The 24331-nt window shown below is 63.8% G+C and carries 26 protein-coding genes and 1 pseudogene; 14 read left to right on the forward strand and 13 right to left on the reverse strand.

Annotation, left to right across the window (positions count from 1 at the left end; all coding sequences use genetic code 11):
- Nucleotide 1: 1 nt before the first annotated feature.
- The 4 genes from IVA92_RS22995 to IVA92_RS23005 all read left to right on the forward strand — a co-directional run bounded on the left by IVA92_RS22995 (nt 2) and on the right by IVA92_RS23005 (nt 1695).
- The gene (locus IVA92_RS22995; protein WP_247277382.1) at nt 2-202 is read left to right on the forward strand and encodes a hypothetical protein; all 201 of its coding nucleotides are present in this window, start codon (nt 2-4) and stop codon (nt 200-202) included.
- Nucleotides 203-204: 2 nt separating this feature from the next.
- Nucleotides 205-669, forward strand: a complete 465-nt coding sequence (locus IVA92_RS36100; RefSeq protein WP_346275293.1) for a metallophosphoesterase — start codon at nt 205-207, stop codon at nt 667-669.
- 8 nt (nt 670-677) lie between these two features.
- The gene (locus tag IVA92_RS36105; protein WP_346658132.1) at nt 678-1016 is read left to right on the forward strand and encodes a hypothetical protein; all 339 of its coding nucleotides are present in this window, start codon (nt 678-680) and stop codon (nt 1014-1016) included.
- An 82-nt stretch (nt 1017-1098) separates the two neighbouring features.
- Complete coding sequence (locus tag IVA92_RS23005; RefSeq protein ID WP_247277383.1) at nt 1099-1695, forward strand: hypothetical protein; 597 nt, start codon at nt 1099-1101, stop codon at nt 1693-1695.
- Nucleotides 1696-2205: 510 nt separating this feature from the next.
- Here the strand turns inward: IVA92_RS23005 and IVA92_RS23010 are convergent.
- The 3 genes and pseudogenes from IVA92_RS23010 to IVA92_RS23020 all read right to left on the reverse strand — a co-directional run.
- Nucleotides 2206-2808: pseudogene (locus IVA92_RS23010) on the reverse strand (HipA N-terminal domain-containing protein); the annotation flags it as partial.
- Nucleotides 2801-3112: a helix-turn-helix transcriptional regulator gene (locus tag IVA92_RS23015; RefSeq protein WP_247277384.1), complete on the reverse strand. Its 312-nt coding sequence runs from the start codon at nt 3110-3112 to the stop codon at nt 2801-2803. The gene IVA92_RS23015 and the pseudogene IVA92_RS23010, both read right to left, overlap by 8 nt.
- 1027 nt (nt 3113-4139) lie before the next feature.
- Nucleotides 4140-5498 (reverse strand): integrase arm-type DNA-binding domain-containing protein, encoded by a 1359-nt coding sequence (locus tag IVA92_RS23020; protein ID WP_247277385.1) that lies wholly within the window; start codon nt 5496-5498, stop codon nt 4140-4142.
- A 520-nt stretch (nt 5499-6018) separates the two neighbouring features.
- Between IVA92_RS23020 and IVA92_RS23025 the strand changes: the two genes are divergently transcribed.
- Nucleotides 6019-6225: a hypothetical protein gene (locus tag IVA92_RS23025; RefSeq protein WP_247277386.1), complete on the forward strand. Its 207-nt coding sequence runs from the start codon at nt 6019-6021 to the stop codon at nt 6223-6225.
- A gap of 119 nt (nt 6226-6344) precedes the next feature.
- Nucleotides 6345-7118, forward strand: coding sequence for an SDR family NAD(P)-dependent oxidoreductase (locus IVA92_RS23030; RefSeq protein ID WP_247277387.1), 774 nt, complete (start codon nt 6345-6347; stop codon nt 7116-7118).
- Nucleotides 7119-7222: 104 nt separating this feature from the next.
- Here IVA92_RS23030 and IVA92_RS23035 read toward each other — a convergent pair whose 3' ends face one another.
- The 4 genes from IVA92_RS23035 to IVA92_RS23050 all read right to left on the reverse strand — a co-directional run bounded on the left by IVA92_RS23035 (nt 7223) and on the right by IVA92_RS23050 (nt 9539).
- Nucleotides 7223-7900 carry a hypothetical protein gene (locus IVA92_RS23035; RefSeq protein WP_247277388.1) on the reverse strand — a complete coding sequence of 226 codons (678 nt, stop codon included), beginning with the start codon at nt 7898-7900 and terminating at the stop codon, nt 7223-7225.
- A gap of 127 nt (nt 7901-8027) precedes the next feature.
- Nucleotides 8028-8510 carry a transcription elongation factor GreA gene (greA, locus tag IVA92_RS23040; protein WP_247277389.1) on the reverse strand — a complete coding sequence of 161 codons (483 nt, stop codon included), beginning with the start codon at nt 8508-8510 and terminating at the stop codon, nt 8028-8030.
- 64 nt (nt 8511-8574) lie between these two features.
- Nucleotides 8575-9054: a hypothetical protein gene (locus IVA92_RS23045; RefSeq protein ID WP_247277390.1), complete on the reverse strand. Its 480-nt coding sequence runs from the start codon at nt 9052-9054 to the stop codon at nt 8575-8577.
- A gap of 143 nt (nt 9055-9197) precedes the next feature.
- Complete coding sequence (locus IVA92_RS23050) at nt 9198-9539, reverse strand: hypothetical protein (protein ID WP_247277391.1); 342 nt, start codon at nt 9537-9539, stop codon at nt 9198-9200.
- A 261-nt stretch (nt 9540-9800) separates the two neighbouring features.
- On the opposite strand from IVA92_RS23050, the gene IVA92_RS23055 reads away from it, so the two are divergent.
- Entirely contained in the window at nt 9801-10034 is a 234-nt protein-coding gene (locus tag IVA92_RS23055; protein ID WP_247277392.1) for a DUF3551 domain-containing protein, read from the forward strand.
- 39 nt (nt 10035-10073) lie between these two features.
- Here the strand turns inward: IVA92_RS23055 and IVA92_RS23060 are convergent, their stop codons facing one another.
- Complete coding sequence (locus tag IVA92_RS23060) at nt 10074-10592, reverse strand: hypothetical protein (protein WP_247277393.1); 519 nt, start codon at nt 10590-10592, stop codon at nt 10074-10076.
- Nucleotides 10593-10773: 181 nt separating this feature from the next.
- Entirely contained in the window at nt 10774-12321 is a 1548-nt protein-coding gene (locus IVA92_RS23065) for an acetolactate synthase large subunit (protein ID WP_247277394.1), read from the reverse strand.
- A gap of 268 nt (nt 12322-12589) precedes the next feature.
- Here IVA92_RS23065 and IVA92_RS23070 point away from each other — a divergent pair, with 268 nt between their 5' ends.
- Both IVA92_RS23070 and IVA92_RS23075 read left to right on the forward strand, forming a co-directional pair.
- On the forward strand, nt 12590-13168 hold the full coding sequence (locus IVA92_RS23070) for a L,D-transpeptidase (protein WP_247277395.1): 579 nt from the start codon (nt 12590-12592) through the stop codon (nt 13166-13168).
- Between the two features lie 80 nt (nt 13169-13248).
- The gene (locus IVA92_RS23075; RefSeq protein WP_247277396.1) at nt 13249-14064 is read left to right on the forward strand and encodes a DUF2927 domain-containing protein; all 816 of its coding nucleotides are present in this window, start codon (nt 13249-13251) and stop codon (nt 14062-14064) included.
- Nucleotides 14065-14352: 288 nt separating this feature from the next.
- On the opposite strand, the gene IVA92_RS23080 is transcribed toward IVA92_RS23075, so the two are convergent.
- Both IVA92_RS23080 and IVA92_RS23085 read right to left on the reverse strand, forming a co-directional pair.
- Nucleotides 14353-15159, reverse strand: coding sequence for a class I SAM-dependent methyltransferase (locus IVA92_RS23080; RefSeq protein WP_247277397.1), 807 nt, complete (start codon nt 15157-15159; stop codon nt 14353-14355).
- A gap of 226 nt (nt 15160-15385) precedes the next feature.
- Nucleotides 15386-16513, reverse strand: a complete 1128-nt coding sequence (locus IVA92_RS23085; protein WP_247277398.1) for a threonine synthase — start codon at nt 16511-16513, stop codon at nt 15386-15388.
- Between the two features lie 381 nt (nt 16514-16894).
- On the opposite strand from IVA92_RS23085, the gene IVA92_RS23090 reads away from it, so the two are divergent.
- The 4 genes from IVA92_RS23090 (at nt 16895) to IVA92_RS23105 (ending at nt 20474) form a co-directional block, all read left to right on the forward strand.
- Complete coding sequence (locus IVA92_RS23090) at nt 16895-18151, forward strand: GTP cyclohydrolase II (RefSeq protein ID WP_247277399.1); 1257 nt, start codon at nt 16895-16897, stop codon at nt 18149-18151.
- 7 nt (nt 18152-18158) lie between these two features.
- Nucleotides 18159-19397, forward strand: coding sequence for a URC4/urg3 family protein (locus IVA92_RS23095; protein ID WP_247277400.1), 1239 nt, complete (start codon nt 18159-18161; stop codon nt 19395-19397).
- A 167-nt stretch (nt 19398-19564) separates the two neighbouring features.
- Nucleotides 19565-20194: a uracil phosphoribosyltransferase gene (gene upp / locus IVA92_RS23100; protein ID WP_018317218.1), complete on the forward strand. Its 630-nt coding sequence runs from the start codon at nt 19565-19567 to the stop codon at nt 20192-20194.
- A 67-nt stretch (nt 20195-20261) separates the two neighbouring features.
- Complete coding sequence (locus IVA92_RS23105) at nt 20262-20474, forward strand: hypothetical protein (protein ID WP_247277401.1); 213 nt, start codon at nt 20262-20264, stop codon at nt 20472-20474.
- Nucleotides 20475-20485: 11 nt separating this feature from the next.
- On the opposite strand, the gene IVA92_RS23110 is transcribed toward IVA92_RS23105, so the two are convergent.
- Nucleotides 20486-21598 carry a M48 family metallopeptidase gene (locus tag IVA92_RS23110; RefSeq protein WP_247277402.1) on the reverse strand — a complete coding sequence of 371 codons (1113 nt, stop codon included), beginning with the start codon at nt 21596-21598 and terminating at the stop codon, nt 20486-20488.
- A gap of 3 nt (nt 21599-21601) precedes the next feature.
- Complete coding sequence (locus IVA92_RS23115; RefSeq protein WP_247277745.1) at nt 21602-22747, reverse strand: YjgN family protein; 1146 nt, start codon at nt 22745-22747, stop codon at nt 21602-21604.
- Between the two features lie 306 nt (nt 22748-23053).
- Here IVA92_RS23115 and IVA92_RS23120 point away from each other — a divergent pair, with 306 nt between their 5' ends.
- Complete coding sequence (locus IVA92_RS23120; protein WP_247277403.1) at nt 23054-24319, forward strand: cytochrome P450; 1266 nt, start codon at nt 23054-23056, stop codon at nt 24317-24319.
- Nucleotides 24320-24331: the final 12 nt, after the last annotated feature.

Here is a 24331-nt window from a genome sequence, read left to right on the forward strand (position 1 = left end):
CATGGCGACGTTCCGCTGCCGGACCTGCCACCAGGAAGGCAAATTCATCTACGACGCGTCCCGCCACGCCTGCCCGCGCTGCGGCTCGCGCGAAGTGCAGGTCGCCGTCGGCGTCGACGAGATGCCCGACCCGCTCGTGGACGCGCTCCTCGAACTCGCCGACGGGGCCGAGCCCCTCGATCGCGAACATTGGGAGGACTGACCATGCGCCTGTGGGTCATGTCCGACATCCACCTCGAACTGACGCGTGGCTGGGACCTCCCGCCGGCCGCAGCGCGTCCGGATTTCGACATGCTGATCGTCGCGGGCGACCTGACCCCGCGGCCCGAGCGCGGCGTCCGGTGGCTGCTCGATCGCGTGACCGACCGGCCCGTCATCTACGTCATGGGCAATCACGAGGGCTACGGCTGCGACCTCGGACGGACGCTCGAAAAGGCGAAGGCCTTGGCGGAGGGCACGAACGTTCACGTGCTGGAGAACGAGACCGTTCGCATCGGGAATGTCACGTTCGCGGGCGCGACCCTCTGGACGGACTTCGCCCTGAACGGAGACGCGCATGCCGCCATGGGCGTCGCCGGCGACCGCATGAACGACTTCAAGAAGATCCGGAACGGCGTTTCCTGCCGCATCACGCGCTTACGCGACACTTCAAGTCGGTCGCGTTTCTGAAGGAACAGATGCGCAAGCCGCGCGGCGAGGACCGCCTGGTCGTCGTCACGCACCATGCTCCGATCCCCCACATCACCGACGAGCCCGGCGGCTCGGGCGAGGATCCGACGCTCGACCCGGCATTCCGGAGCGACCTGAGGCGGCTGATCGCGCGCGCGCCGGACGATGGCACGGGCGCGCTGCGCCCGGCGGACCTCTGGCTCTACGGCCACACCCACGAGTCTTTCGACGCCATGGTCGGCGAGACCCGCGTCGTGTCCAACACAAAGGGTTACGGCCCGTGGCCGCCCTCCATGCGCACTTGGGACAACCCGCATTTCGACGAACGCCTGATCATCGAGATCTGAAAGGGACGGTCATGACCGACATCGACAATCAGCAGACCACCGAAGCCAACCCGCCCCTCCTCCAGGTTTCGAGTGTTTCGTCATGTTCAGACCACAGCCCCGCCGCCGGCCCGACCTCTTCGTATCCGCGAAAGCGCCCGTGCCGATCCCCGCGCGACACCCTGCTCTTAGAGAAGCGCTCGTCCAGGCGAGCCTCGATCCGCGGGTGCGCTCCATCGCTCACGTACCGACGGCGCATGTTTCGTCCGCACCGCTAGACCCGGTCGAGGTCGACGCGATCGTCCTTGCGCGCGACGATGGCCGCTTCTACCTCGACGTGGTGCCCGCCCGTCAGGTCCGCGAGCTCGACGAGGAAGGGCTCGTGCTGATCGCGCTGCGGGAGCTGGAGCTCTCGCCCCTGGTCGTCACGGCGGAGGAGCTCGTTCGCGAACCCCGCTGCGGCAACTGCCGCCTGGTCTGGTCGCACCACGGCCACCTCGTGCCGGTGGGCCTGCGCATCAGCATCCTGCAGATCCTGCGCGACGACGGACCGATGGAGCTCGTCCGCCTCGTCGAGCTCGTCCGCAGCGACCATGATCCCTCGCTCGCGGTGATGGCGCTGGCCTGCGCAGACCTCCTCGAAATCGACCTGGCGTCGGAACCGCTCGGTCCCTCCACCCTGGTGAGATCCCGCACATGAAAAAGCCCACAGGCCGCCGCCCCACCGGCAACGTCATCCGCATGACCCCGAAAGCCGACGACCCCGAGAGGCCGTCGGGTACCGTCCTGATCGACCGCGTGTATCACGGCAAGCTCGGCCAGTTTGAGGACGGCGATGACGAGCGCCGGATCGAGGACAGCTTCGTGCTCGACTGCGAGGAAGAAGAGGATCCGCCGGCGGCGACCGCCCCGACGCGACGACCGCACTGGTCGGCGCGAGCTTCGACGCGGCAACCACGCCGGATCAGCGGCGGCGGCTCCGCCATAACCTGGCGATGTGCGCAATCGTCCACGTCCCCAGCACCGCCTGGGTCACGCCGCTCTCGCTGTACTTCCGGTGCACGTTCGGCGCACGCTGGCTGCAGCAGACCAGGCATGGTCCCAATGCCGGCGACAGAGCCTTCTCGACCAGCTCCGCCTCGGTCGCGCTGGCCCTATCGGCCGGCCAATCGGTCGTGGGCATCGCCGCCGACCTGGGTCTGCTTGCGCAGCCTAGCGTTTCCGTCAAGGCCAAGATCGCGAATTCGTTTTCCGAAAGTCCAATATGGGTGAGGGAGGGAAATTTCGCGATGTACTGCCCTTGCTCATCGTCGACGGCAAGCATGATTCCCCCTTCTTTTCCAGTATTTTTCACGACGGAGAGCTTCATCTGGACACCGGCGAGCGAAAAGCGCGCCTTCTTCTTGGCTTCTGATTCTGGCCCGGCCGGAACGGGGACGCCGTCGCTCGGCAACGCTCGTACCGCTCCCGGTAGATTTGTCCCCAGTGCAGCCAAGAGATCGAAGTCATTTCCAGGTCTTACTGACGCTGCGTGGTGCTTTTCCATTGCTTCGCGCAGTTTCTCTTCGGGCAGCAAGTTCGCGAAGAACGGCGGCAGCGCGCCGCGTATGGGTTTGGGATCCCGGCGGAGGCTGCCATCTGCCGAGCGAAGCGATAGGCTGAAGATCGGAGGGTCGTTCAAGCTCCGATACGCGGGCAAGAGATTGAATGCGTTGTAGTCGCCCGGCGTTCGGACGAGCGTGCCGACGGCAAGATCGTTTAATGAGATGTCGAGCGATTGGATACGTTCAGCCGCGAGGACAGGCTTATTCATGCTCCTCCTCAACATCTGACGTGAACGCAGGGCGGTCATCATCGCCCGTAGCTCTCTGCAGCATTGATTGAATAGCCGGTACCATCGCTTGCGGAATCAGCATCATTTCCATGCCAAGGGCGCGGGCAACGTTGACGAGTGTCGTTGCGCGGGCTGCAGCGGCACCCGTCTCAATGTCGCGATAGCGCGGCCTGCTAATGTTCGCCCGGAGGGCGATTTGCTCCTGGGATAGGCCAGCAGCCATTCGTGCTCTTCGAAAGTGCACGCCAAGCTCCTTGAGCAGCGGGTTTGGAGCCGAAGTCATGGATATGTTCTCGGATCATTAACATCGAAATGATCTGTAAACAGATCATAAATTGAACGTGAACAGATCTTTGTCGTCGGCAATGATCCGTAAACATATCTTTATGGCGAGTCGTTCCAGCGGCACTTGTCGTCTGAATTGTTGACTCTGCTGCCAGGAATGGCCTTGGGGCTATGCACTTGACGCGATGAAGAAGGCAGATCTTATCGCAAGGTTGACCGATTCCTATGGCGCTCGCGTGCATTGGGAGCTCAGGAGGAATGGCCCGCCAGTGAACGAACCCAATCCTGAAACGCGGTGCGTCGCTTTTATGGAACGCCAATTGAAAGCGGCGGTAGATGGCGAGCAAGTCCGTATCGCCAAGTCAATTCCGATGTCCGCCAACCCGCCTCGATGTAGCTGGGAAGCGTCGAACTACCTATCAGTTCGCTTTTCATTCTTCGGCATGCTTCCCATGATGACGGCCAATAGCCTCCGGGCGTGACCGGCCGCTGTCGTGGCCACTCGCAGGGCCGCAATGCGAGCGGAGTGGTCTCGGCTACTTACCAGCAACTTTTCTTCTATTCGCGTTGATATCCAATCTTACGACGCGCAATTGACGTGTTCCTATGCAACATCAACCGGAGCATGATGGTCAAATCGGCGGCACTCGACAGGCAAAGTTCGACGACTGCGTTGATTCTCTTGACGTCCCGCCCAAGAAGCGACCAGGCGATTACACGAGAGCCTCGCTCGCTTCGATCGTGAGAGTTGACGATGGGCCACTCGAAGGAGACGCTCCGCATCATGAAGCGACCTCGGAAGAATCGTGGCATGCCGCCGCCCGCGACGTTCGATATCGATTCGCTGCCGGGCAGCTCAAATTTAACGGCATTAGAGACGGCCGCCGTAATCCGGCGCACGCCTGGAGCCCTGGAGCTGTGGCGGCGCAATCCGAACCACCCGCTGAAATGGCGCTACGTCGATGGTCGCCCGCTTTACCGAGTCGATGCGGTGCGCGACTATCTGGCCGGACGCGATAAGACAACTAAGTCGTCGCAGCCGCATAATGCTCGCGAAGACGGCCCAGCAATTCGGCCTTGATGGGATCGAGCGGATTCGTCCGCTGCAGGCGCACGACCTTGCCTCCCCGTTTCGCGCCGACCAACTCCGCGATGTAGTCATGAGCAGCTTCGAACGCCATCTTGCGGATAATCCACTGTTCGTCGTGATTGTAGACTTGATCGATCCCGCGCGGCTTTTGCCCGACACACAACCGCTGGATTTCGTTGTCATAGCCGCAGCGTGACATGATGGTTCGCAAGCTGCGCCTTAAGTCATGCATTGTGAACTTGGCGACACCCGCTTCCTTAACCAGGCGGTCGACCAAGTTTGTGAAGCCCGACATCTGGCCGCCGGTCTTCGGTGATGGGAAGACATAGTCCGACGTCGCACGCTGGAAATGTTTTGCGGCCGTAAGCACCTCGTTAACGAGATGGGTGCGCGGCATGTCGTGGTAAAGGCCCATCTTGGTCCATGCTGCATCGAAAGTGATGCGGTCATCCATGACGTGATTTTGCCACTCGATCGTGGCTGGCTCGCTGCGGCGCGGGCCACCAAGTAGGCACATTCGTGTCAATAGCCCAAACGTCCCAAGCTTGCCGGATGCGTGCCAGACTTTGATGATCTCCTCGTCGGTCAGCGCCCGGCCCTTCGTTCGGCGCCCGACCCGCTGCGCGCGCGTCTCCTTGGGCACGCGATAGCCGGCGAGCACGTTGTGCTCGACGTAACCTTCGCCGACGCACCATTCGAGGAACGTGTGCGTGTGCTTGCGCAAGTCCTTTGCTGCGCCGCGCTTGCCGGTCTTGCCGATCCTGTCTACCGCCGCCATGATTTGCCGTCGCGTGAGCTCGGCGATGGCGAGGTCGAAATGATCTTTCAGACCGCGTCGGAGTGCCGACATTGCCGGTTTCCAGTTGACGACCTGGCGCCCGGTCAGGGACATTTCGTACGGGCCATCTTCAACGATCAGGGTCGCCAGTGTCGTGCACTGCCGCTCGGCCAGCGCTTGCCGCTTCGCCTCGCGCTTGACCTCGTTAGGATCGATCCCAATGACCACCTCCGCAGCGACGACGGTGGCGGCCTTGCGCGCGGCCTTCTCATTGAATTTGGGCCACGCACCCAGCGTCTTGCGTTGAGTGCCCTTCGTCCCAGGCTTTGTGAACATGAAGACCCAGGTCCTGCCACCAGTCGCGCGCATCCTGATCGCGAGCCCCGGCTGCTCTGTGTCGTGCAGATAGTGCTGCGATTTGCCCGGCGGCAGCGTCGCCGCACGGATCGCCGCGTCAGTGAGTCTCAGGTAATTCGTCGTTCCTTCAGCTCTGAGAGATTCTTTACTCTTTTCCATCGCTTGTGCTCTCGCTCCTGGCGCCCTGAGACGGGTCGAGGCGCGACCCTAGAACAAATGGACCACAAGCCATCGCCTCTACGTCCCAGTTTGTGTGCCCTAAGGGAATTCCTCCAAAGGGCACAGCAGGGACATACAAAATGTGGTAAGGCCAACCGAGGCCAAGGATGGTCCAATATGGCCACAAGTCTTTAACTTGCAAGGACTATTACAATAAGACTATGGCTGGATTAGGTTGGCTACAATCCACCAATTGTGGTTCACACGGGAGAGGTCCAAGGTTCGATCCCTTGTGCGCCCACCATTCCTTTTCCTGAACCCTACCGGTTTTGAATGATCGTCGACGCTGATGGTGTTCGGCGACCCGTCTCAACCAAAAATGCGAAAACAACCCCATGCACAGTAGCCGACATCAGCCGGATCAAGGGGTTAGACTTCTACGACTTTTCCGAATCAACGATTGACTCGTCGGGCAAAACAGGGGCAGGATGACATCATCCGCGGAGAAGCCCGCCAGACGATGAGTTGGAACGAAGCCGAGATCCTCGCGGCCCGTCGCAAGATCCTCAAATCCGCACAAGACATGCTGGCTGGACAGCTCTCTTACATCGAGGGCGCACGGAACATTGTTACCGCCAGCACGAAAGCACGCCTCGACGAGCGGGACGTCGACCTGCTGCCCTTTGTCGGCATCGTTTCCGAGACAGACGCGCTACCCCTTTGGTGAGATGAGAAAGCAGCCGATGGCGCTCTCTCGCCGATCCCGGCAAGCTGAGCGACGACCAACATCGGAAACGATGCGCGGGCAATGTAGAATGCGTTCTGAAACATCCGGAGGAGCGGCGCATGGCGATCGTATTCATCACGGGCAGCGCGGACGGTCTCGGCCGCGCGGCGGCAAAATCCCTCCTCGATCAAGGTCACCGCGTCGTGCTGCACGCGCGTTCGGCCGATCGTGCCGCAGCACTTGGCCAGCTTGCGTCGCGTGCCGCCGGAATGGTGGTCGGTGATCTCAGAAGTGCCGCTGAGACGAAGAGCATCGCCGACCAGGTCAATGCGATCGGGCGCATGGATGCGATCATCCACAACGCCGGCGTCTACACGCGGCCGAGCCGTGGCTCGACGCCGGAAGGCCATGCCGAGACTCTGGCCATCAACACGCTTGCGCCGTACATGCTGACGGCCCTGATCGAGCGGCCCGACCGATTGGTGTATCTCAGCAGCGGGCTGCACCGCGGCGGAGAGGGTTCGCTGGACGACCTCGACTGGACGAAGCGGGCCTGGGATTCGGCAAAGGCCTATGCCGAGAGCAAGCTGCATGTCGTCGCGCTCGCTGTTGCGCTGGCACGACGCTGGCCCAAGGTCCTGAGCAACGCCGTCGATCCCGGATGGGTGCGCACGAAGATGGGTGGTGCGAGCGCCCCGGTCGATCTCGACACTGGACAACGGACCCAGACCTGGCTGGCGGTGAGCGAGGATTCCGCGGCCCTGGTCAGCGGGCGCTACTGGCATCATCTCCAGCAGCAGCAGCCGGCCAGTGAGGCGAGCGATCGGATATTTCAGGACCAACTCATCGGCAAATTGAGCAAGCTGACGGGCGTTGAGCTGCCGGAGGCGTAAAGCGCGATGATTCGTCGTCATTGCGAGCGCAGCGAAGCAATCCAGTCTGCCTCCGCGGACACACTCTGGATTGCTTCACTGCGCTCGCAATGACGGAGCAAGCTTCAATCGACCCGATCCGGCCGCCATGCCGCGTACAGACCGACGAGGGTCCCGATGGCGACCAGCCCTGCCGCGAGCAGCACCTGCAATTGCCCGTCATCGGTGGCGCCCACGGATGACACAAATCTGGTCACGACGATGAACAGAACGCTCACTGAGGCCGCCGCACCCACGCAAAGATGGGCGAGCTCTCGCGTCAGGTTCCGGCCGAGAAGTCCGAGTGCCGTAAAATACATCGCGCAAGCGTTGGGATGGACGAACAAGGCAACGCGGGCGTAGCGGCCATAAGCGTCGAGCAAGGACTCACATCGGCTCAGGGCCGCTCTCGAGGCAACGCGCTGCAGGAGCGGTCTGAAAAAGCGAGCCTGTCCGTAACTCAGAACGGCGCCCACGATGATGGCCAGCCACGCCACGATAAAAACGGAGACATCCGCGGACTTCGGAGTGAGCGCGACGGACATCAAGATGAGGGCAGTTCCGGGAAAATAGCCAAAATAGGGGAAGAGCGACTCGGCGAGAATGCAGACGAACATGAAGACCGGAAACCATGATGAACCGGTCGCCCCCTGGACGATGGCGTTCAAGTCGAAAAGATTCGTCCTGTACAGGACGAGGTACATGCAAATGGCCAATCCGGCCAACGCGTAAAACGGCAATGCGCCGGAGAGAAACCGTCTCATTCAACCATCAAGCTTTGTTGCGCGGACATAGCGGCCTCGCTCTTTTCCGGATCATGCTTTAGGCGAATGAGATTGCTCCTGTCGATAGCGCCCTTTGCTCACGCAATCCTCGCCTCGCCCTGGGCATCTATCCGATCGACAGAATCTCGATCTCCTGGTTACCAGAGCCAACCACGTCGCCAACCGCCTTCCCCATCAACGCCCGCGCCACTGGCGAGACGAACGAGATCGTCCCCGCCTTCGGGTCGGCTTCGTCCTCGCCGACGATGCGGTAGGTCTGCACGCGGCCATCAGTGCGGCTGAAGGTGACGGTGCTGCCGAAGGCAACGACATCGCTCGAGGTCGGATCGGGAACGACCTGCGCGGTGCGCAGCCGTTCGGTGAGATAGCGGACGTCGCGCAGTGGCGCGGCTGATTGCCGGCGCTTTTCGTTGACGTCATCGATCGCTTGCGCGGCTTCATAGGCCTCGCGCGCCTCGGCAAGCTGCGTCTGCAACGCCTGCAAGCCTTTTTTCGTCACGAGGTTCGGATGCGGCGAGATCGGGCGGTCCGGCAACAGCGTTTCGGACGCGGTTTCGGCGCTTTCTTCCTTGGTGAAGGCGACGCTCAATTTCAAAATCCTGTCGGACTGTCCTGGCTACCGGCAGCGTTCCGCCGCCGCTGATTGACCTGGACTATATCTCAAGTTCGACGAAACGGCGTAGCTTGACGACGATGTCCGGCATGGCCTGGCGGAACCGGGTCGCATTCTGGAACGTGGTCGAGAACGGCGCGAAGGTGATCATGGCATTCCAGTGCTTGTAACCGTAGACCGTGACGGAGGCGCCGGTCGCGGGAAAATTCTCCATCTTGCGCAATTCGCCAAGCACGAGATCGGCAATCGCTTCCGCAGGGAGCAATTGCTTGCCGTCTCGTGTGGTGACGATTTTCGGAGGCGCCTCGACCGGCTGCGTGTCGGCTGCTACGGCCTCGGCGGCAGGCTTGGCCGCTGCAGCATCTGTGTTGGACGGCTCGACCGACTCAAACCCGTTCGTCGGCGCTGTCGGTGGAGCCTCGGCGAGCGGCGGCGGCGTCACGACGTCGGCGCGCTTGTTGCCCCCCAGGATGCTGGTGATCATGGCCACCAAGCCAGCATCCTTCCCGTCCTCGCTCATTCCTTCCCCCGGACCTTGGCCCACACTAGCACCCACAAGCGGATCGCCACAATGTATGCGGTCGAACCCAATCTGGCCAAGCCCATGCGTTCGACGGCACCGGCGCCGCAACCGCTATCCCGGTCGCGCCGCGGCGCAATCCGCTACTGTTTATCGAACGGAATGTATTGCTGGTATTGCTTGGGCACCGAGCTGCGGTAGCGCGCGGGGACGGTGCCGGTGTCGACCGAATGATCGATCTCCTGCTGCCGCGTCATCTTCTTCTTCGCCGGCTTCTTCGATGCGCTCTTCTTGGAATCGGTCGGCTGGCTGGAGGTGTCGGTGGCCGCAGCCGGTGCCGTCGTCGCGGCTGGCGCAGTGCTCGTTGCGGCAGGCGCAGCGGTTCCGCCGGCGGCCGGTGCGCCCTGCGCCAGGGCCAGGGCCAGCGGCGTTTGCATCAGGAGCACCAGCGCTGCCGTCGCAGCCAGCAAATATGATCTCTGCATCAGAACCTCCAAAATGCCTGATCCGAATGAGGCAAGCCTAGTCCCACGGGATCGAGGCGTGCAAGTTCGTTGAGATTAGGTCAGAACCTGTGCGCGAACTGTGGTGGAGATCACATTGTCCGCCGCCGGCTGCGTCAGGATGTATCTCACCTCGAACGCATCCCGCGTCGCGGACACCAAGATAGGCATGACCGTGCGTCCGTCAGGCCACGGGGAACGCCAAGGCACGGCCGTTCCACCCCGCCCTAGAAGGAGATTGAAATGCGTCGCACCATCCTCACCCTTGCATCGTTCGCAACCGTGATCGCCGCGTCCTTGGCGGCGGCGCCGGCCCAGGCCGCAAACGACAGATATTGCCTGCAAGGCCGCAACTGGGGCTATCCCGGCAATTGCCAGTTCGCAAGCTATCAGCAATGTGCCGCCACCGCCTCCGGCACATCGGCCTCTTGCGGCATCAATCCGCGCTACGCCTACTCGCAGCCGTACTATTACTGACGAGAAGGCGGCGTGCGTGACCGCGCACGCCGCGCTCCGCTATGCGCGAGCTCCGAGACCGGTCTCCTCCAGCCGCATCGCGAACCAGCGCGACAGCGCTTCATCGACGAGCCCGCTGACATAGACCTCCGACATCGTGACGTGGTGCCTGTCCAGCACCAGCAGTACGCCCATCCAATAGGGAAACCAGACATGCACGTCGGTCAGCGCCCTCAGTTTGTGCTGGTCGTGCTCGAGCGGCGTGTGATTGCTCGCCTTGCGGATCTCGACAGTGAGCAAATTGTTCGGGATCTCGCGCTGATGCACGGCGACATCAGGATAGATCGACTTGCCGAGATGGTCGTCGGTCGAGATGATAGTGCCGTGCGGCAGATGCAGCGTGCGCTCACCAAGCCGGTCGTAATTGCAATCAACTGACCAGCCGGAGAACTGCTTCTCCAAGTGCACGGCGAAGCGGTGCGTGATCGCGCGCTCGCCGACGTCCTTCTCGAACAGGAATGCTTCCTGCGCGTAGAAGTCCCGGAGCGCCGCGATCACCTTGTTCAGCTCGGTTTGCATCGTGCCTCCGGGCCCATCACGCGCCCTCAGTTGCGCCGCTGCCAGATCCTCATGGTGAGGAGCGCGGAACGCGCGTCTCGAACCATGAAGGCCCGTATCCCACCTGCAAGCATCCTTCGAGGCGCCCGCTCACGCGGGCTCCTCAGGATGAGGACTGAAGTCGCGGCGCAACCGGCCAGACTCACATCTGGACTTCGATCAGGCGCGGCCCGGGCTCGGCGACGGCTTCGGCCAGCGCCTTGTTGAACTCGTCGGCATTGGTGACGGCGCGGCCAGGCACGCCCATGCCCTTCGCGAGCGCGACGAAATCCAGCGTCGGACGATCGAGCCGCAGCATGTCGTTGGCGCGCTGGCCGGGCTCGCCGGCGCCGACATTGTCGAACTCGCCGCGCAGGATCTGGTAGATGCGGTTGGCGAACACGATGGTGACGATGTCGAGGTTCTCGCGGGCCTGCGTCCACAGCGACTGGATCGTGTACATCGCGCTGCCATCGCCGACCATGGTGATCACCTTGCGATCCGGACAGGCGATTGCGGCGCCGATCGACAGCGGCGTCGAGAAGCCGATCGAGCCGCCCATGTTCTGGAGCCAGTCGTGCGGGGCGGCGACCGCCGTCGGCGGGAAGAAGCCGCGGCCGGTGGTGAGGGATTCGTCGACCATGATGGCGTTCTCGGGAATCGCACAGGCGATCGCCTGTGCGATCGAGGCAAAGGTGAGCGCGCCGGTCGGCTTGACCAGTTCCTGCAAAGCCTGCGGCTTGACGTCCTTGGCGCTGGCCTTTACGGCGCCCGCAAGCGCTTCCAGCGCCGCGACCGAGTTCTCGCCCCAGGAGGTCATGCGATGGACCTCGCAGCCCTGGGGCTTGAGCATGCTCGGCTTGTTCGGATAGGCGAAGAACGCCACGGGATCGTCAGACTCGACCAGCACGATGTGACGGAATTTTGCCAGCATCGGCAGCGCCTGCTCGATGACGTAGTGAATGCGATCGATCGAGAAACGGCCGCGGCCGCGCGCCATCTTGGGACGGAAGGTCGGGCCCATCACCGTGCATCCGGTCTTGCCGGCTATTCGCTCGGCGAGCGCCAGGCCCTGCTCGCTCAGCGCGCTGCCGGTCATCAGCAGCAGCGTGCCCTCGCCGTCGCCATGCAGGATCCTTGCGGCCTGGTCGACCGCCTGCGGCGAATAGCTCGCCCGCTGCTGCTCGGCCGGAACCTCGGCGATGCCGTCGGCCTCGTTCCAGGCGGTGTCGGCGGGCAGGATCAGGGTGGCGATCTGCGGCGGCGCGCTCTTGGCGGCGGCAATCGCTGCTGCGCCGTCGGCGGCGACCGATTTGGAATCCGGCGAGGTGCGGACCCAGGACGACATCGGCCGGGCCAGGCCCTCGATGTCGGAGGTCAGCGGCGCGTTGTAGCCGATGTGGTAGACGGCGTGCTGGCCGACAATGTTGACGATGCCGGAATTGGCCTTCTTCGCGTTGTGCAGATTGGCAAGGCCGTTGGCGAGGCCGGGGCCGAGATGCAGCAGCGTCGAGGCCGGTGTTCCCTTCATGCGGAAATAACCGTCGGCAGCTCCGGTGACCACACCTTCGAACAGGCCGAGCACGCAACGCATGCCGGGCACGCGGTCGAGCGCTGCGACAAAATGCATTTCGGAGGTGCCGGGGTTGGTGAAGCAGACGTCCACCCCGCCCTTGACCATTGTCCGCACCAGGCTTTCCGCACCGTTCATCCCAAGGCTCCCACGACAGGCATTGTCCAGATATCCGTGCGATCAATCATTGTTCGCGCGTTCCGTCAAAGCAATAGCCGCCATCGCGGCCCTGCCCGGCGTAACGATGCGCTGGCTGGGCTAATTCCTTTCGGCAGATGGGGCGCGGTTGCCGATTTGGTAACGCCAATCGTTAAGCATGGCGTCCCTCACGCGGCCGTGGCTTGCGAAATGCCCGCAAATATGGCCTCTGGCTTCCATTGAATCGATTTTTTGCTTGGGGGAGACAATGATCCGGTTTTTTGCCGCGCCGATGGCCGCCATGGCACTGGTGTCGGCCATGGCAGGAGGCGCGCTCGCCGAAGAGTTCGACTCGCGCGACATCATGGGCGGCGGCCCGAATTTCTTCCGTTCCGGCGCCAACCCCGTCCCCCGCACCACCGTCATCTATAACGGCAATTACGCGCCCGGCACGATCGTGGTGAACACGAGCGAGCGGCGGCTGTATCTCGTGCTCCAGAACGGCCAGGCGCTGCGCTACGGCATCGGCGTCGGCCGCGACGGCTTCCGCTGGGGCGGGGTGCACAGGATCACCGCCAAGAAGGAATGGCCGGACTGGACGCCGCCGTCGCAGATGCTGGCCCGCCGGCCCGATTTGCCGCGCCACATGAAAGGCGGCGTCGACAATCCGCTGGGCGCGCGCGCGATGTATCTGGGCTCGACGCTGTACCGCATCCACGGCTCCAACGAACCGGAGACGATCGGCCAGGCCGTGTCCTCGGGCTGCTTCCGCATGACCAATGAGGACGTCACCGACCTCTACAGCCGGGTCGCGGTCGGCACCACCGTGGTGGTGCTGAACAACTAGGCCGCCACAGAGGGAACCCGCAGGGCGCGTGAATTTGCGGGCTTGTGCGCGCGACGCGAATGCGGCAGCGTCGCACGACAATGAGCGCATTGAACCTGACCGCGCCCGCCGTCCGCGCCGCCCTGCTGGCGCTCGCCGCGCTCACATTGGTGCCTGACACCGCGACCACGGCCCGAGCGGGCGAACTGCCCGCGATCGCCTCGCGCCAGCGCTCCGAGAAGAAGAGCTTTACCGACGGCGAGATCGTTGACGGTTTTCTCAAAACGGCGTTCGGCGCCGAATATCACCTCGCCGGCCGCGTCGACCGCATCCGCAAGTTCGACGGGCCGGTGCGCGTGTACGCCGAGAGCGACCGCGCCGACCGCAAGATGCAACTCGCAAGGGTCGTGACTGACATCGCCGCCCGCGTGCAGCATCTCGACATCGCCATGACCGACACCAATGAGGCGGCGAATGTGCGGGTGAAGCTCGTGCGCGATCGCGATCTCTACCGCACCCTCACCAGCTTCTACGGCGCGGAGAAGGCGCGCGAGATCCGCACCTCGCTCGATCCGCAATGCCTGTCCGGCTTTCGCAAGAACGACAATTTCGAGATCGAGCATTCCGACGTCATCCTCACGGTCGACAACGGCGATTTCGTCTTCCTCGACTGCGCCTACGAGGAGCTCTTGCAATCGCTCGGGCCCATCAACGACACCGCCAGCGTGCCGTGGACGATGTTCAATGACAACGTCTCGATGGGCTATTTCGACGTCTACGACCAGTACATCCTCAATCTGCTCTACGACCCCCGCATCAAGCCCGGCATGACGGTGCAGGAGGTCAAGGCGGTGCTGCCCCAGGTGCTCGCCGACGTGCGCACATGGGTGAAGCGGGTGAACGATCTGAAGGAATGAGGCGCTTCTTACCCTTCCCTGGAGAGCAGGCAATCGCATATGGGTTTTTGGGCGGCGAATGAGCGCGCGCCTCGTCCTTCGAGACGACCGCTTCCAGCGGTCCCCTCAGGATGAGGCTAAGCGGCACCGGTGTTCGTTGAAACTGCGGTCCTCATCCTAAGGGCCCGCCAAAGCCGGGCGTCTCGAAGGATAGCCGAAGGCGAACAGTCTTCAAATGCGATAGCCCGGCCCTCCAGGGGAGGACGAGCAAGACTTAACCCGGCAAGCCATTAGCCTGAGATCGCGCCCTCACACCTTCCTTGCTCTCGTCATCAGATACTGCTGGCGCATCACGTTGTTGCCGGCATCGAAATATTCCGAGATCAACGCCTCGAACTCGGCGCGGAAGCTCCTGAGCTTGTCCGGCTCGTCCTGATACTGGGCGACGAGCTTGATCAAAGGCCCGATCGTCGTTTCCATGGTGCGGCGGAAATGCTGCGGGCTGAGTGCGGACGGCGTCATCATGTCCATCTCGAAGGAGAGGTCCTGTGCTTTCCCGGCGAGACGCTCGGCGACCGTTTTCGGATCGCCCCACAACACCGGCGACGCCACACCCTCGGGCGGCGGCAGATGGCGGCCGATCAGCGCGAACATCCGTCCGACATAGAGATGTGGCGGCCAAGTGGAGAAAGCGATGGTGCCGCCGGGCTTCAGCACCCGCAGCATCTCGCCGATTGCAAGGTCCGGACTCGGTGCAAACATGTGGCCGAACTGGCTGAGCACCACGTCAAACTCATTGTCGCCATAGGGCAGGCTTTCGGCGTCACCGTCAGCGAAGTCAATATCGAGGTTCACCAGCTGCGCGTGCTCGCGGGCGCGCTCGATCAGAACCGGCGAAAGGTCGAGACCCCTGACCTTCGCACCGCGGCGCGCGGCCGTGATTGCGACCACACCCGTGCCGCATGCGACGTCGACCAACCTTTGGCCGGCGACAACGCCGGCAAAACCGACCAGCTTGGCGGCGGCCGGTGTGGTGAACACTTCGATCGGGGTGAACAGCGACCAGGCTTCCTTCTGAACGGCCTTGAAACCTGCAAACGGATCCTGCGCGGTCATGGAACTCTCCTTCTCGAGCTCGATGTTCATGAGGCTGACGACGGACGCCGAAGGTTCAACGCGCTCACCGAAACCTTCTTCCCGTATGGTCCGCCTTGTCCGTCCATCCATGCAAGGCTCCGCGGCACGAGGAACGTGGATGCGCGGGACAAGCCCGGGAATGACGATCCCACTGCAACAGCCTAACCCCGCGCGGGCCCGCGCTACAGGCTCAATAGATCGAAGGCTATTGCACGAGATCGGCAACGGTGGTGGCGGCTTTCAGGCCGGTGCCGGTGAGGACGGCGACCGTGGTCTCGTTCGCCTTGATGGCGCCGGCAGCGGACAGTTTTTCCAGCGCGGCAGCCGCGCTGGCGCTGGTCGGCTCGGCAAACAATCCTTGCCGTGCAAGACGCCGCAGGGCAGCAACGATCTCGTCCTCGGTGAGCGCGACGGTGCCGCCGCCGCTTTCGCGCAAGGCGCCGATGATCTCGCGCAGGCGCAGCGGATTCTTGATGGCGGTGCCTTCGGCGATGGTCTTGTGCACCTCGCGCGCGACAGGCGTATCGACGCCGGCCTGGAAGCTTGCATCGATCGGCGAGCAATTTTGCGGCTGCGCCGCGAACAGGCGCGGCAGCTTTGTGATCTGGCCGGCTTTGCGCAGCTCCCGGAAGCCGAAGGCGCAACCGAGCAGGCTGCTGCCGGCACCGACCGGGACGATGACGTTGTCGGGCGCGTGGAAGCCGAGGTCCTCCCAGATCTCATAGGCGAGCGATTTGGTGCCTTCGAGGAAAAACGGCTGCCAATTGTGGCTGGCGTAGAACGTCTGGTGCGACTGGCGGATCGCCTCGGCCTCCGATTCCTCGCGCGGGCCATCGACGAGCTGCACCGCGGCGCCATAGGCGCGCACCTGCGCGATCTTGGCCGGTGAGGTCGAGGCAGGCGCGAGGATCTTCACGCGCATGCCGCCGGCGGCACCCAGCCCGGCCATGGACGAGCCGCCATTGCCTGAGGAATCCTCCAGCACCGCATTGATGCCGATCTGGCGCAGGAAGGACAGCATCACGGAAGAGCCACGGTCCTTGAAGCTGCCGGTCGGGTTGAACCATTCGAGCTTGAACAGCGGCCGCAGTTCGCCCCAATCCTGCTGGACCAGGGGCGTGCAGCCCTCGCCGAGCGTGATCGGCTTTGCGATCTCGACCGGGAGCGCCGCCCGGTAACGCCAGAGCGATCGCATGCGGCCATCGATGTCTTCGCGCGACATGCCGGCGCCCGGCGTCACCAGCAACGGCGTGCGCTCGTCCGAGCACCAGCGCGGCCGGTCCAGCGGATAGAGTTGTCCGTTGCGGGGGTCGATGTAGCTGGCGGCGGGCATGGCAGTCTCCAAGGCGAGGCGATCCTACGGTTGGGCTGAGTCAGGTTTTGTCGAGAACGTGTCGTCCGCACAGCCAGACCATTCGGCACCCCTTGAAAACACGAAAATTGGAAATATTTCAATCTCTTAAACTGGCCGCACAGGCAGAGCGGCCGGGTCCGCCAACGCGGGCGCGCGGTGCCAAAGGCGGCGCTGCTGGCGCGTTGACGACGGGAATTAGGCACGAAGGGGCTCTGCCCGCCCGGCACGATTAACTTGTCTGTCGTGCCTCGCCGCTACAATATGTCGGATTGAGCTCGCGTCGCCGGTGTCCTCGACTGGCAACGCGACCGAGCCAGGCCCGTCCGAGCGGCGGGCCGTTGGCTTTTTGGGAGCCTGGACATGAGCCGCGCGAACCGTACCGACCACATCCGCCTGACCTCCCATCCGGAGCCGGGCCGGAAGGCCGCCTTCCCGATCCATTGGGGCGCCACTGAGGCGCGCGCCCGGGGTCCGATCATCGGCACGGTGTCGCGCGCTGGGGATCGTAACGTGATCGGCAGCCATGGCGGATCCTACGCGATGTACCGGGCGCTCGCAGTGTCCGCGGGCGCGCTCGATCCGATCCGGCGTCCTGACCTCACCAACACGTTTCCCGCCGCGACCATTGGCCCGTTCCCGCAATGGAATGATCCCACGAAAATCGTCGCGCTCGATCCGTGGGGGCATCTCGTTGCGGAAAACTTCCGCCAGGAGATCGCCGAGGGCTTCGACATCAGGCCGAGCATCGCGGTAACCCGCGCGCGACTGGACCTCCCGGAGATCCGCGAGGCGCTGGCGGCAAACCGGCTACGCGCCGACGGCGAGGTCGTGCACGCCAATGGCAGCGTGTCGGTGGTGAAGATCGCGATCGATCCGGTGTGGTACCTGCCGGGCCTCGCGACTCGCTTCGGCACCGGCGAGACCGAGCTGCGGCGCACGCTGTTCGAGCAGACCGCCGGCATGTTCCCGGAGCTGGTGACGCGGCCGGACATGAAAGTGTTCCTGCCGCCGATCGGCGGCACCACGGTGTACTTGTTCGGCGATGTGACAAAGCTGCCGGACCACCGCACCAAGATCACCTGCCGCGTGCATGACGAGTGCAACGGCTCGGACGTGTTCGGATCCGACATCTGCACCTGCCGGCCCTATTTGATTCACGGCATCGAGGAATCCGCGCGCGGCGCGCAGGAGGGCGGGCTCGGACTCGTCGTCTACAATCGCAAGGAAGGCCGTGCGCTCGGCGAGGTCACCAAATTCCTGGTCTACAACGCGCGCAAGCGCCAGGAGGATGGCGACGCGGCCGCGGCCTATTTCGAGCGCACCGAATGCGTCGCCGGCGTGCAGGACGCGCGCTTCCAGCAATTGATGCCGGATACGATTCACTGGCTCGGCTTGACCCGCATCGACCGCTTCCTGTCGATGAGCGACATGAAATACGACGCGCTGACCTCGCAAGGCATCGACATCGTCGAGCGCGTGCCGATCCCGCCGGAGCTCATTCCCGCCGACGCCTATGTCGAAATCGCCGCGAAGAAGGCCGCCGGCTATTATTCGACCGAAATCGCGCCGGAGAAGGACGTCAACGACGTGGTCGGGCGTTCGCTGGAAAAATACTGATCGCGCGATGGCGGAGGCTTTGGAACGAGAGGCGCGCGCGCTGCTCACTGCAGCGGCGGTTCGCGCGCGGGCCGCGCAGATGCTCGAGATCGGCCTCGCCGGCGGCCTCCAGCATTTCACGATCGATCTCGGCCGCATGGACGGCGTCGCGCAGGCCGTGCTCGCGGTGACGCGCAAGGCCTATCCGAGGCTGGACATTCCCTTCCATGCACGATGGCGGCATTTCGTGCTTGGCGGCGTCGATCGCTGGGCGGAGCTCGCGGACGCTACGTCCTGGCCGGATCGCGCGGCGCGGGCGCGCGCGGAGTTCGACCTCGCCATCGTCAGCGTGCTGCTCGATGCCGGCGCGGGTGCGGCGTGGCGATATCGCGACGCGGTGACAGGAGAAAGCATCGGCCGGTCCGAGGGGCTTGCGATCGCAAGCCTCGATATGTTTGCGGGCGGCCTTTTCTCGCGCGATCCCGGCGCGCCGTTCAGGGCCGATGCGGACGTGCTTGCAAGGCTGCCGCGCGACAGGCTCACATCCGCCTTTCAGGTCGGCGATGCCAATCCACTGCTTGGACTGGAAGGGCGCACGGATCTGCTGCGCCGTCTGGGCAAGCTGGTCGCAGAGCGTTCGGAGGTATTCGGTTTGAACGATACGCCGCGGCCGGGCGGCCTGTTCGATCACATCGCGGCGCAAGCTGTGGGCCGCGCGCTTCCCGCGCCCGCCATCCTCTCCGCGGTGCTGGACCAGCTCGGACCAATCTGGCCGTCGCGGCTGGAACTCGCGGGCATTCCGCTTGGCGATTGCTGGCATCACCCGGCGATCGAGGCGGACGACGCCACCGCCGGTCTCGTACCGCTGCACAAGTTGTCGCAATGGCTGAGCTATTCGCTCATCGAGCCGCTCCAGCGCGCAGGCTTCGAAGTGACCGACATCGACGGCCTGACCGGGCTCGCCGAATACCGCAATGGCGGCCTGTTCGTCGATCACGAAGTGCTGCGTCTGCGCGATGCCGCGGATGCCGCGCGCGCGCATGCCGTGGATTCGCTGCTCGTCGTCGAGTGGCGCGCGCTCACCGTCGCCCTGCTGGACCGGCTGGCAGAGCGCATCCGCGCCAAGCTCGACCGCACGCCTCAGACGTTACCGCTCGCCAGCATTCTAGAGGGCGGCACCTGGGCCGCGGGCCGCGCGATCGCCTTCGCACGCCGTCCGGACGGTTCGCCGCCGCTCAAAGTGATCAGCGACGGCACGGTTTTTTAATAACCCTCTCCCCTTGTGGGAGAGGTGGCTTCGCGAAGGGCGAAGCCGGGTGAGGGTTGTCTCCGCGGGCACATCTCTCATCGAAGTTCGTGGAGACGACCCCTCATCCGGCGCTTCGCGCCACCTTCTCCCACAAGGGGAGAAGGGAAGAAGAAGAGCATCCCATCATGGAAGGCGTCACGATCGTCGATCATCCGCTGGTGCAGCACAAGCTGACGCTAGTCCGGGACAAGTCCATCTCGACCAAGTCGTTTCGCGAGCTGATCAAGGAAATCGGCATGCTGCTGTGCTACGAGGTGACGCGCGACCTACCGCTCGCCGACACGGTCATCGAGACGCCGCTGGCAACGATGCACTCGGCCAAGATCGCCGGCAAGAAGCTGGTGTTCGTGCCGATGCTGCGCGCCGGCACCACCTTCGTCGACGGCATGATGGATCTGGTGCCGACCGCGCGCGTCGCCCATATCGGGCTCTACCGCGAGCCGCACAGCTTTGCCGCGGTCGAGTATTTCTTCAAATCGCCGTCCGATCTCGGCGAACGGCTCGCGATCGTGGTGACGCCCGTGGTCGCCACCGCCAACACGGCCGTCGCGGCCATCGACCGGCTGAAGGAACGCGGCGCCAGGGACATCCGCCTCGCCTGCCTGATCGCCGCGCCGGAAGGCCTCGAGCGCCTGCGCGGACTGCACCCGGACGTTCCGATCTGGACGGCCGCGGTGGACGAAGGCCTCGACGAGAATGGCTTCATCCTGCCCGGCCTTGGCGACGCCGGCGACCGCGCTTACGGAACGCGGTAAGTGCTACGCGCACATTAGGAACAGCTTCCGTCGCGCGATGTTCTCCTGCTCTAGCATGGAGAGCACGATGACCTATCAGAATGATGACCGCAGGACTGACCGTGCGCGCCGCAACAGCCCGGTCGGCTGGGCGATCGGCGCCATCTTCGTGATCGCCGTGGTCGCAGCCATCTTCTTCTACAATGGGCGCGAGGTCGGTCAGCAGACCACGACATCCAGCCCGAACAACGCGCCGAACGTCACCACTGGCTCGAACCCGCCGGCGGCGCCGGCGAAGTAACCCCCGGCGGCTCACACCTTTCCGCTGCCGCAAATCGCCTTCAGCGCCCGCCACTCCTTGTCCGTCAGCAGCGGCGGGCCGCTGGCAGGGCGATCTTCCTTGGTCATGCGCGCAAGACGGTCTTCGGTCAGCGGATGGCTGGCGAGGATCGTCATGAGACCGGAGCCGCCTTCCTTGCCGGTGATGCGGAACATCAGCTCGGCCGCGGGTTTGGGCGAGCGGCCGAGTGCGTGCATGACGTCGATGGCGAAGGTGTCGGCGCCGGTCTCGGCCTCGCGCGAATAGGAGGCTTCGACCACGCTGCGCGAGGCGAAGATCACGGCCGAGGAGCCGGTGACGTCGCCGAACAACAGGCCGATCAGGAACGAGGTGCCACCGTTGTAGATCAGGCCGCGCATGTTGTCGTGATGCTTGAGATGGCCGAGCTCGTGCGCGAGGATGCCGGCGAGCTCGTCGGGGCTTTCAGCCTTGTCGAGCAGGCCCTTCAGCACGAACACTTTGCCGCCCGGGAGCGCGAACGCGTTCGGCACCGAACTCGGCAGCACGCCGGCCGTCATGGAATCGTCGTCGAGGCCGGCGGCATCGCGCAGACGGTTGACGAGCTTTGTGAACGCGGCCTTGCCTGCGGGATCTTCGCAGGCGCTGCGGCCGAAAATGGTCTTCACCTGGACCTCGGACGCATCGCCAATGCGGCGCTCGATCGGTTTCGGCACGAGCGGCGCGAGCCGATCGGCGGCGAGCGGTACGCCGAACAGCACGACGCAGACGATGGAGACGGCGGCGGCCACCGACCAGCCGACGATCCTCGCGACACCACGGCGCGTGGTCTGGCGCTCGTCGAGGCGCAAGCATCGCGCGGTTAGATCGGCTGCGAGCGCGGCATCACGGACCTCGAGCCGCGCGAGTGGCGGCGCGGATGTCGAAGCCAGACGCAAAACCCCGGCCGGGCTGTCGGCGCGGCGGATATCGGCATAGGCCCAGCGAACGGGCGCTTCGCCGTCCTCGGCGATCTCTAGGGCGTCACCGAGCGTCAGCGTCACCTGACGCCTGCGGCTCGAGACACCGTCGAAGAAGATCGCCGGCTTTGCGGACTGCGCGGGGACCTCGGTCAACAACTCACTCACAGCTCAGAATCCCGCAACATCCAGTCCATCGGCAAAACCTTCGCCGAGCGCGCCAGCGAGCTCGCCGCTGCCGCGCACATCCGCGGCGGCCGCGATGTTGTGCACCTCGACGTTCTCCAGCACCTTGGCCCAGAGATCGCGCTGGAGATAGACGCGCATGATGATGTTGACGGCAAGGGCGAGCGCGAAATAGCCGATCACCATCATCACCAGCATCGGGATGCTCTTGGCAGCATTGTCCGGGCCGAACACCTCCTCCACCGGAACGCCGCTCAGGGTGACGACGAGCATGGTGGCGCCGCCAAGATAGGCGGCAAAAGCCATCGAGAGCAGCAGCCACCAGCCGATCACCTTCCAGTACAGGCCGTAGAAGGCGTCATGAGGCAGCCGCGAGGACAGGCTGACGCCGCCGATACGGATGCCGTCGAGCCACCAGCGCCATTCGCGCGCCTTGAACTCGGCATAGAAGAACGGTGCGAGCGGGAAGATCACCAGGACGATCGGGCTGAGCAGCCACAGCCACCAGCCGCGCTTGAAGAACGTCCAGCCGTCGCCTTCGAAATCGCCGGTGAGATCGCCGTAATGGGTGTGCTGCATCTTGTAGCGTTCGAGCGCAGCCTCACGCCAGGGCAGCGCCAGGCCGAGCGTCAGAAACACGAGCAAGCCCCACAGCATGGCACGGAACGAATAGGCCCAGCCCGAGCCGTCCATCCAGAACCGCACGCCGCGCCAGGCCGTGCGCGTCAGGCGATAGCGGCGCGCGCGAAAAATCGCGAACTGGCCGAAGGCATAGAAGGCGATGAAGAGCGGCGCCGAGGCAAAGCCCTGCCAGCGTTCGAACTCGATGCCGACAAGGAAATACGCGAGATAGATCGGCACCAGGATCGCAAGTGCGAACAGGAAGCCGACCAAAAGCTCCTTACCACGTCCGGTGTATTCGGCTGCATCGCCGTCGATCGCGGTGTTGGTCCACAGATGACGGCGGATGTCGGTGACGAGCCAGAACCGGTAGAAGCCGAAGGTGACGAGCTCGAGCATGGCACCCCTGGTGACCAGCTTGCGGAATTCGGGGCGGCTGCCGGTGAAATCGACCCGCATCGGCGGCAGCGGCGGCGGTATGGGTTCGGAGCCGGTGGGGGCCCATTGCATGTCGTTCACGGCGGCAACCTCGGGGTGCGGATCTGTGACGGCCAAACTATAGATCAGAGGTTAGTCGATCCCAAGATAACCGGGTTCGATTTACCTCGATTCCAGTTGGTTTCTTGCACGATCCCCCACTGAGCGGCGTGCGGGAGGTCACGTTCGCGTGCCAGCGTGACGTCCGTCCGACGCTCTCGGGAAGGTTGGATGTGGCAAAACTCTCCTTGCCCCGGCGCAGACAACCGGCTGTAATTGCAAATCAAATACCGCAGCGCAGAATTCAACGACGCGCGGTTCACGACAGGGAGAGCGGTCATGCATGGGACTATCGAGAGCGCAGCCAAGCTCGACGCGTTGCGCGAGCGCGCCACATCGCTGCCGCTGGAGCAGTTCGATCCCGGCGATCCTGAACTGTTCAGGACCGATACGTTCTGGCCCTATTTCGACCGCCTGCGCCGGGAGGATCCCGTGCACTATTGCAAGGACTCGATGTTCGGCCCGTACTGGTCGGTGACGCGCTACAATGACATCATGGAGATCGAGACCAATCATTCGGTGTTCTCCTCCGCCTCCGCACTCGGCGGCATCACGATCCGCGACATCGATCCAGACCTGCGCCGCGAGAGCTTCATCTCGATGGACCCGCCGCGGCATGCGGCGCAGCGCAAGACCGTGGCGCCGATGTTCACGCCGACGCATCTGGACAATCTCGCGCTCAACATCCGCAAGCGCTCGGCCGAGTGCCTGGACAACCTGCCGCGTGGCGAGGTGTTCGACTGGGTCGACCGCGTCTCGATCGAGCTCACCACGCAGATGTTGGCGGTGCTGTTCGACTTCCCCTGGGAGGACCGCCGCAAGCTGACGCGCTGGTCCGACATCGCCACCACCATTCCCGGTCCGGACGGCCTCGTCGCCACCGAAGACGAACGACAGGCCGAGCTGACGGAATGCGCGGGCTATTTCTCCCGCCTCTGGAAGGAGCGCATCGAGCAGCCGCCGAAGAGCGACCTCTTGTCGATGATGGCGCATGGCGCCGCGACGCGCGACATGGATGCGAAGAACTTCCTCGGCAATCTCATTCTTTTGATCGTCGGAGGCAACGACACCACCCGCAACACCATGTCGGGCTCGATCTACGCGCTGAGCCAGCATCCGGACCAATATCGCAAGCTGCGCGAGAATCCTGATCTGCTCGACAGCTTCGTGCCGGAGGTGATCCGCTGGCAGACGCCGCTCGCGCATATGCGGCGCACGGCGCTCTCCGACTTCGAGTTCCGCGGCAAGCAGATCAAGAAGGGTGACAAGGTCGTGATGTGGTATGTCTCGGGTAACCGAGACGAGGAGGTGATCGAGAGGCCCTACGATTTCATCATCGATCGCGCCCGCCCGCGCACGCATCTCTCCTTCGGCTTCGGCATCCACCGCTGCGTGGGCTTGCGGCTGGCCGAACTCCAGCTCAAGATCATCTGGGAAGAGATCCTCAAGCGCTTCGACCATATCGATGTGGTCGGCGAACCCAGGCGGGTCTATTCGAGTTTCGTAAAGGGTATCGAGACGCTGCCGGTGAAGATCGCCGTGTGAGTCGAAGAACTC

The organism is Bradyrhizobium sp. 154 (genome assembly GCF_023073875.1).
Classification (GTDB): Bacteria; Pseudomonadota; Alphaproteobacteria; order Rhizobiales; family Xanthobacteraceae; genus Bradyrhizobium.

Bases quoted from the DNA above. Each gene is read 5' to 3' on its own strand.
- IVA92_RS23055 (WP_247277392.1), top strand. From the start codon at position 9,801: ATGCGTCGCACCATCCTCACCCTTGCATCGTTCGCAACCGTGATCGCC.
- IVA92_RS23090 (WP_247277399.1), top strand. From the start codon at position 16,895: ATGAGCCGCGCGAACCGTACCGACCACATCCGCCTGACCTCCCATCCG.
- IVA92_RS23015 (WP_247277384.1), bottom strand. From the start codon at position 3,112: ATGACTTCGGCTCCAAACCCGCTGCTCAAGGAGCTTGGCGTGCACTTT.
- IVA92_RS23080 (WP_247277397.1), bottom strand. From the start codon at position 15,159: ATGACCGCGCAGGATCCGTTTGCAGGTTTCAAGGCCGTTCAGAAGGAA.
- IVA92_RS23065 (WP_247277394.1), bottom strand. From the start codon at position 12,321: ATGAACGGTGCGGAAAGCCTGGTGCGGACAATGGTCAAGGGCGGGGTG.
- IVA92_RS23060 (WP_247277393.1), bottom strand. From the start codon at position 10,592: ATGCAAACCGAGCTGAACAAGGTGATCGCGGCGCTCCGGGACTTCTAC.
- IVA92_RS23030 (WP_247277387.1), top strand. From the start codon at position 6,345: ATGGCGATCGTATTCATCACGGGCAGCGCGGACGGTCTCGGCCGCGCG.
- IVA92_RS23095 (WP_247277400.1), top strand. From the start codon at position 18,159: ATGGCGGAGGCTTTGGAACGAGAGGCGCGCGCGCTGCTCACTGCAGCG.
- IVA92_RS23035 (WP_247277388.1), bottom strand. From the start codon at position 7,900: ATGAGACGGTTTCTCTCCGGCGCATTGCCGTTTTACGCGTTGGCCGGA.
- IVA92_RS23025 (WP_247277386.1), top strand. From the start codon at position 6,019: ATGAGTTGGAACGAAGCCGAGATCCTCGCGGCCCGTCGCAAGATCCTC.
- upp (WP_018317218.1), top strand. From the start codon at position 19,565: ATGGAAGGCGTCACGATCGTCGATCATCCGCTGGTGCAGCACAAGCTG.
- IVA92_RS36105 (WP_346658132.1), top strand. From the start codon at position 678: ATGCGCAAGCCGCGCGGCGAGGACCGCCTGGTCGTCGTCACGCACCAT.
- IVA92_RS23085 (WP_247277398.1), bottom strand. From the start codon at position 16,513: ATGCCCGCCGCCAGCTACATCGACCCCCGCAACGGACAACTCTATCCG.
- IVA92_RS23075 (WP_247277396.1), top strand. From the start codon at position 13,249: ATGAGCGCATTGAACCTGACCGCGCCCGCCGTCCGCGCCGCCCTGCTG.
- IVA92_RS23070 (WP_247277395.1), top strand. From the start codon at position 12,590: ATGATCCGGTTTTTTGCCGCGCCGATGGCCGCCATGGCACTGGTGTCG.
- IVA92_RS23050 (WP_247277391.1), bottom strand. From the start codon at position 9,539: ATGCAGAGATCATATTTGCTGGCTGCGACGGCAGCGCTGGTGCTCCTG.
- IVA92_RS23020 (WP_247277385.1), bottom strand. From the start codon at position 5,498: ATGGAAAAGAGTAAAGAATCTCTCAGAGCTGAAGGAACGACGAATTAC.
- IVA92_RS23115 (WP_247277745.1), bottom strand. From the start codon at position 22,747: ATGCAATGGGCCCCCACCGGCTCCGAACCCATACCGCCGCCGCTGCCG.
- IVA92_RS23120 (WP_247277403.1), top strand. From the start codon at position 23,054: ATGCATGGGACTATCGAGAGCGCAGCCAAGCTCGACGCGTTGCGCGAG.
- IVA92_RS36100 (WP_346275293.1), top strand. From the start codon at position 205: ATGCGCCTGTGGGTCATGTCCGACATCCACCTCGAACTGACGCGTGGC.
- IVA92_RS22995 (WP_247277382.1), top strand. From the start codon at position 2: ATGGCGACGTTCCGCTGCCGGACCTGCCACCAGGAAGGCAAATTCATC.
- IVA92_RS23045 (WP_247277390.1), bottom strand. From the start codon at position 9,054: ATGAGCGAGGACGGGAAGGATGCTGGCTTGGTGGCCATGATCACCAGC.
- IVA92_RS23105 (WP_247277401.1), top strand. From the start codon at position 20,262: ATGACCTATCAGAATGATGACCGCAGGACTGACCGTGCGCGCCGCAAC.
- IVA92_RS23005 (WP_247277383.1), top strand. From the start codon at position 1,099: ATGTTCAGACCACAGCCCCGCCGCCGGCCCGACCTCTTCGTATCCGCG.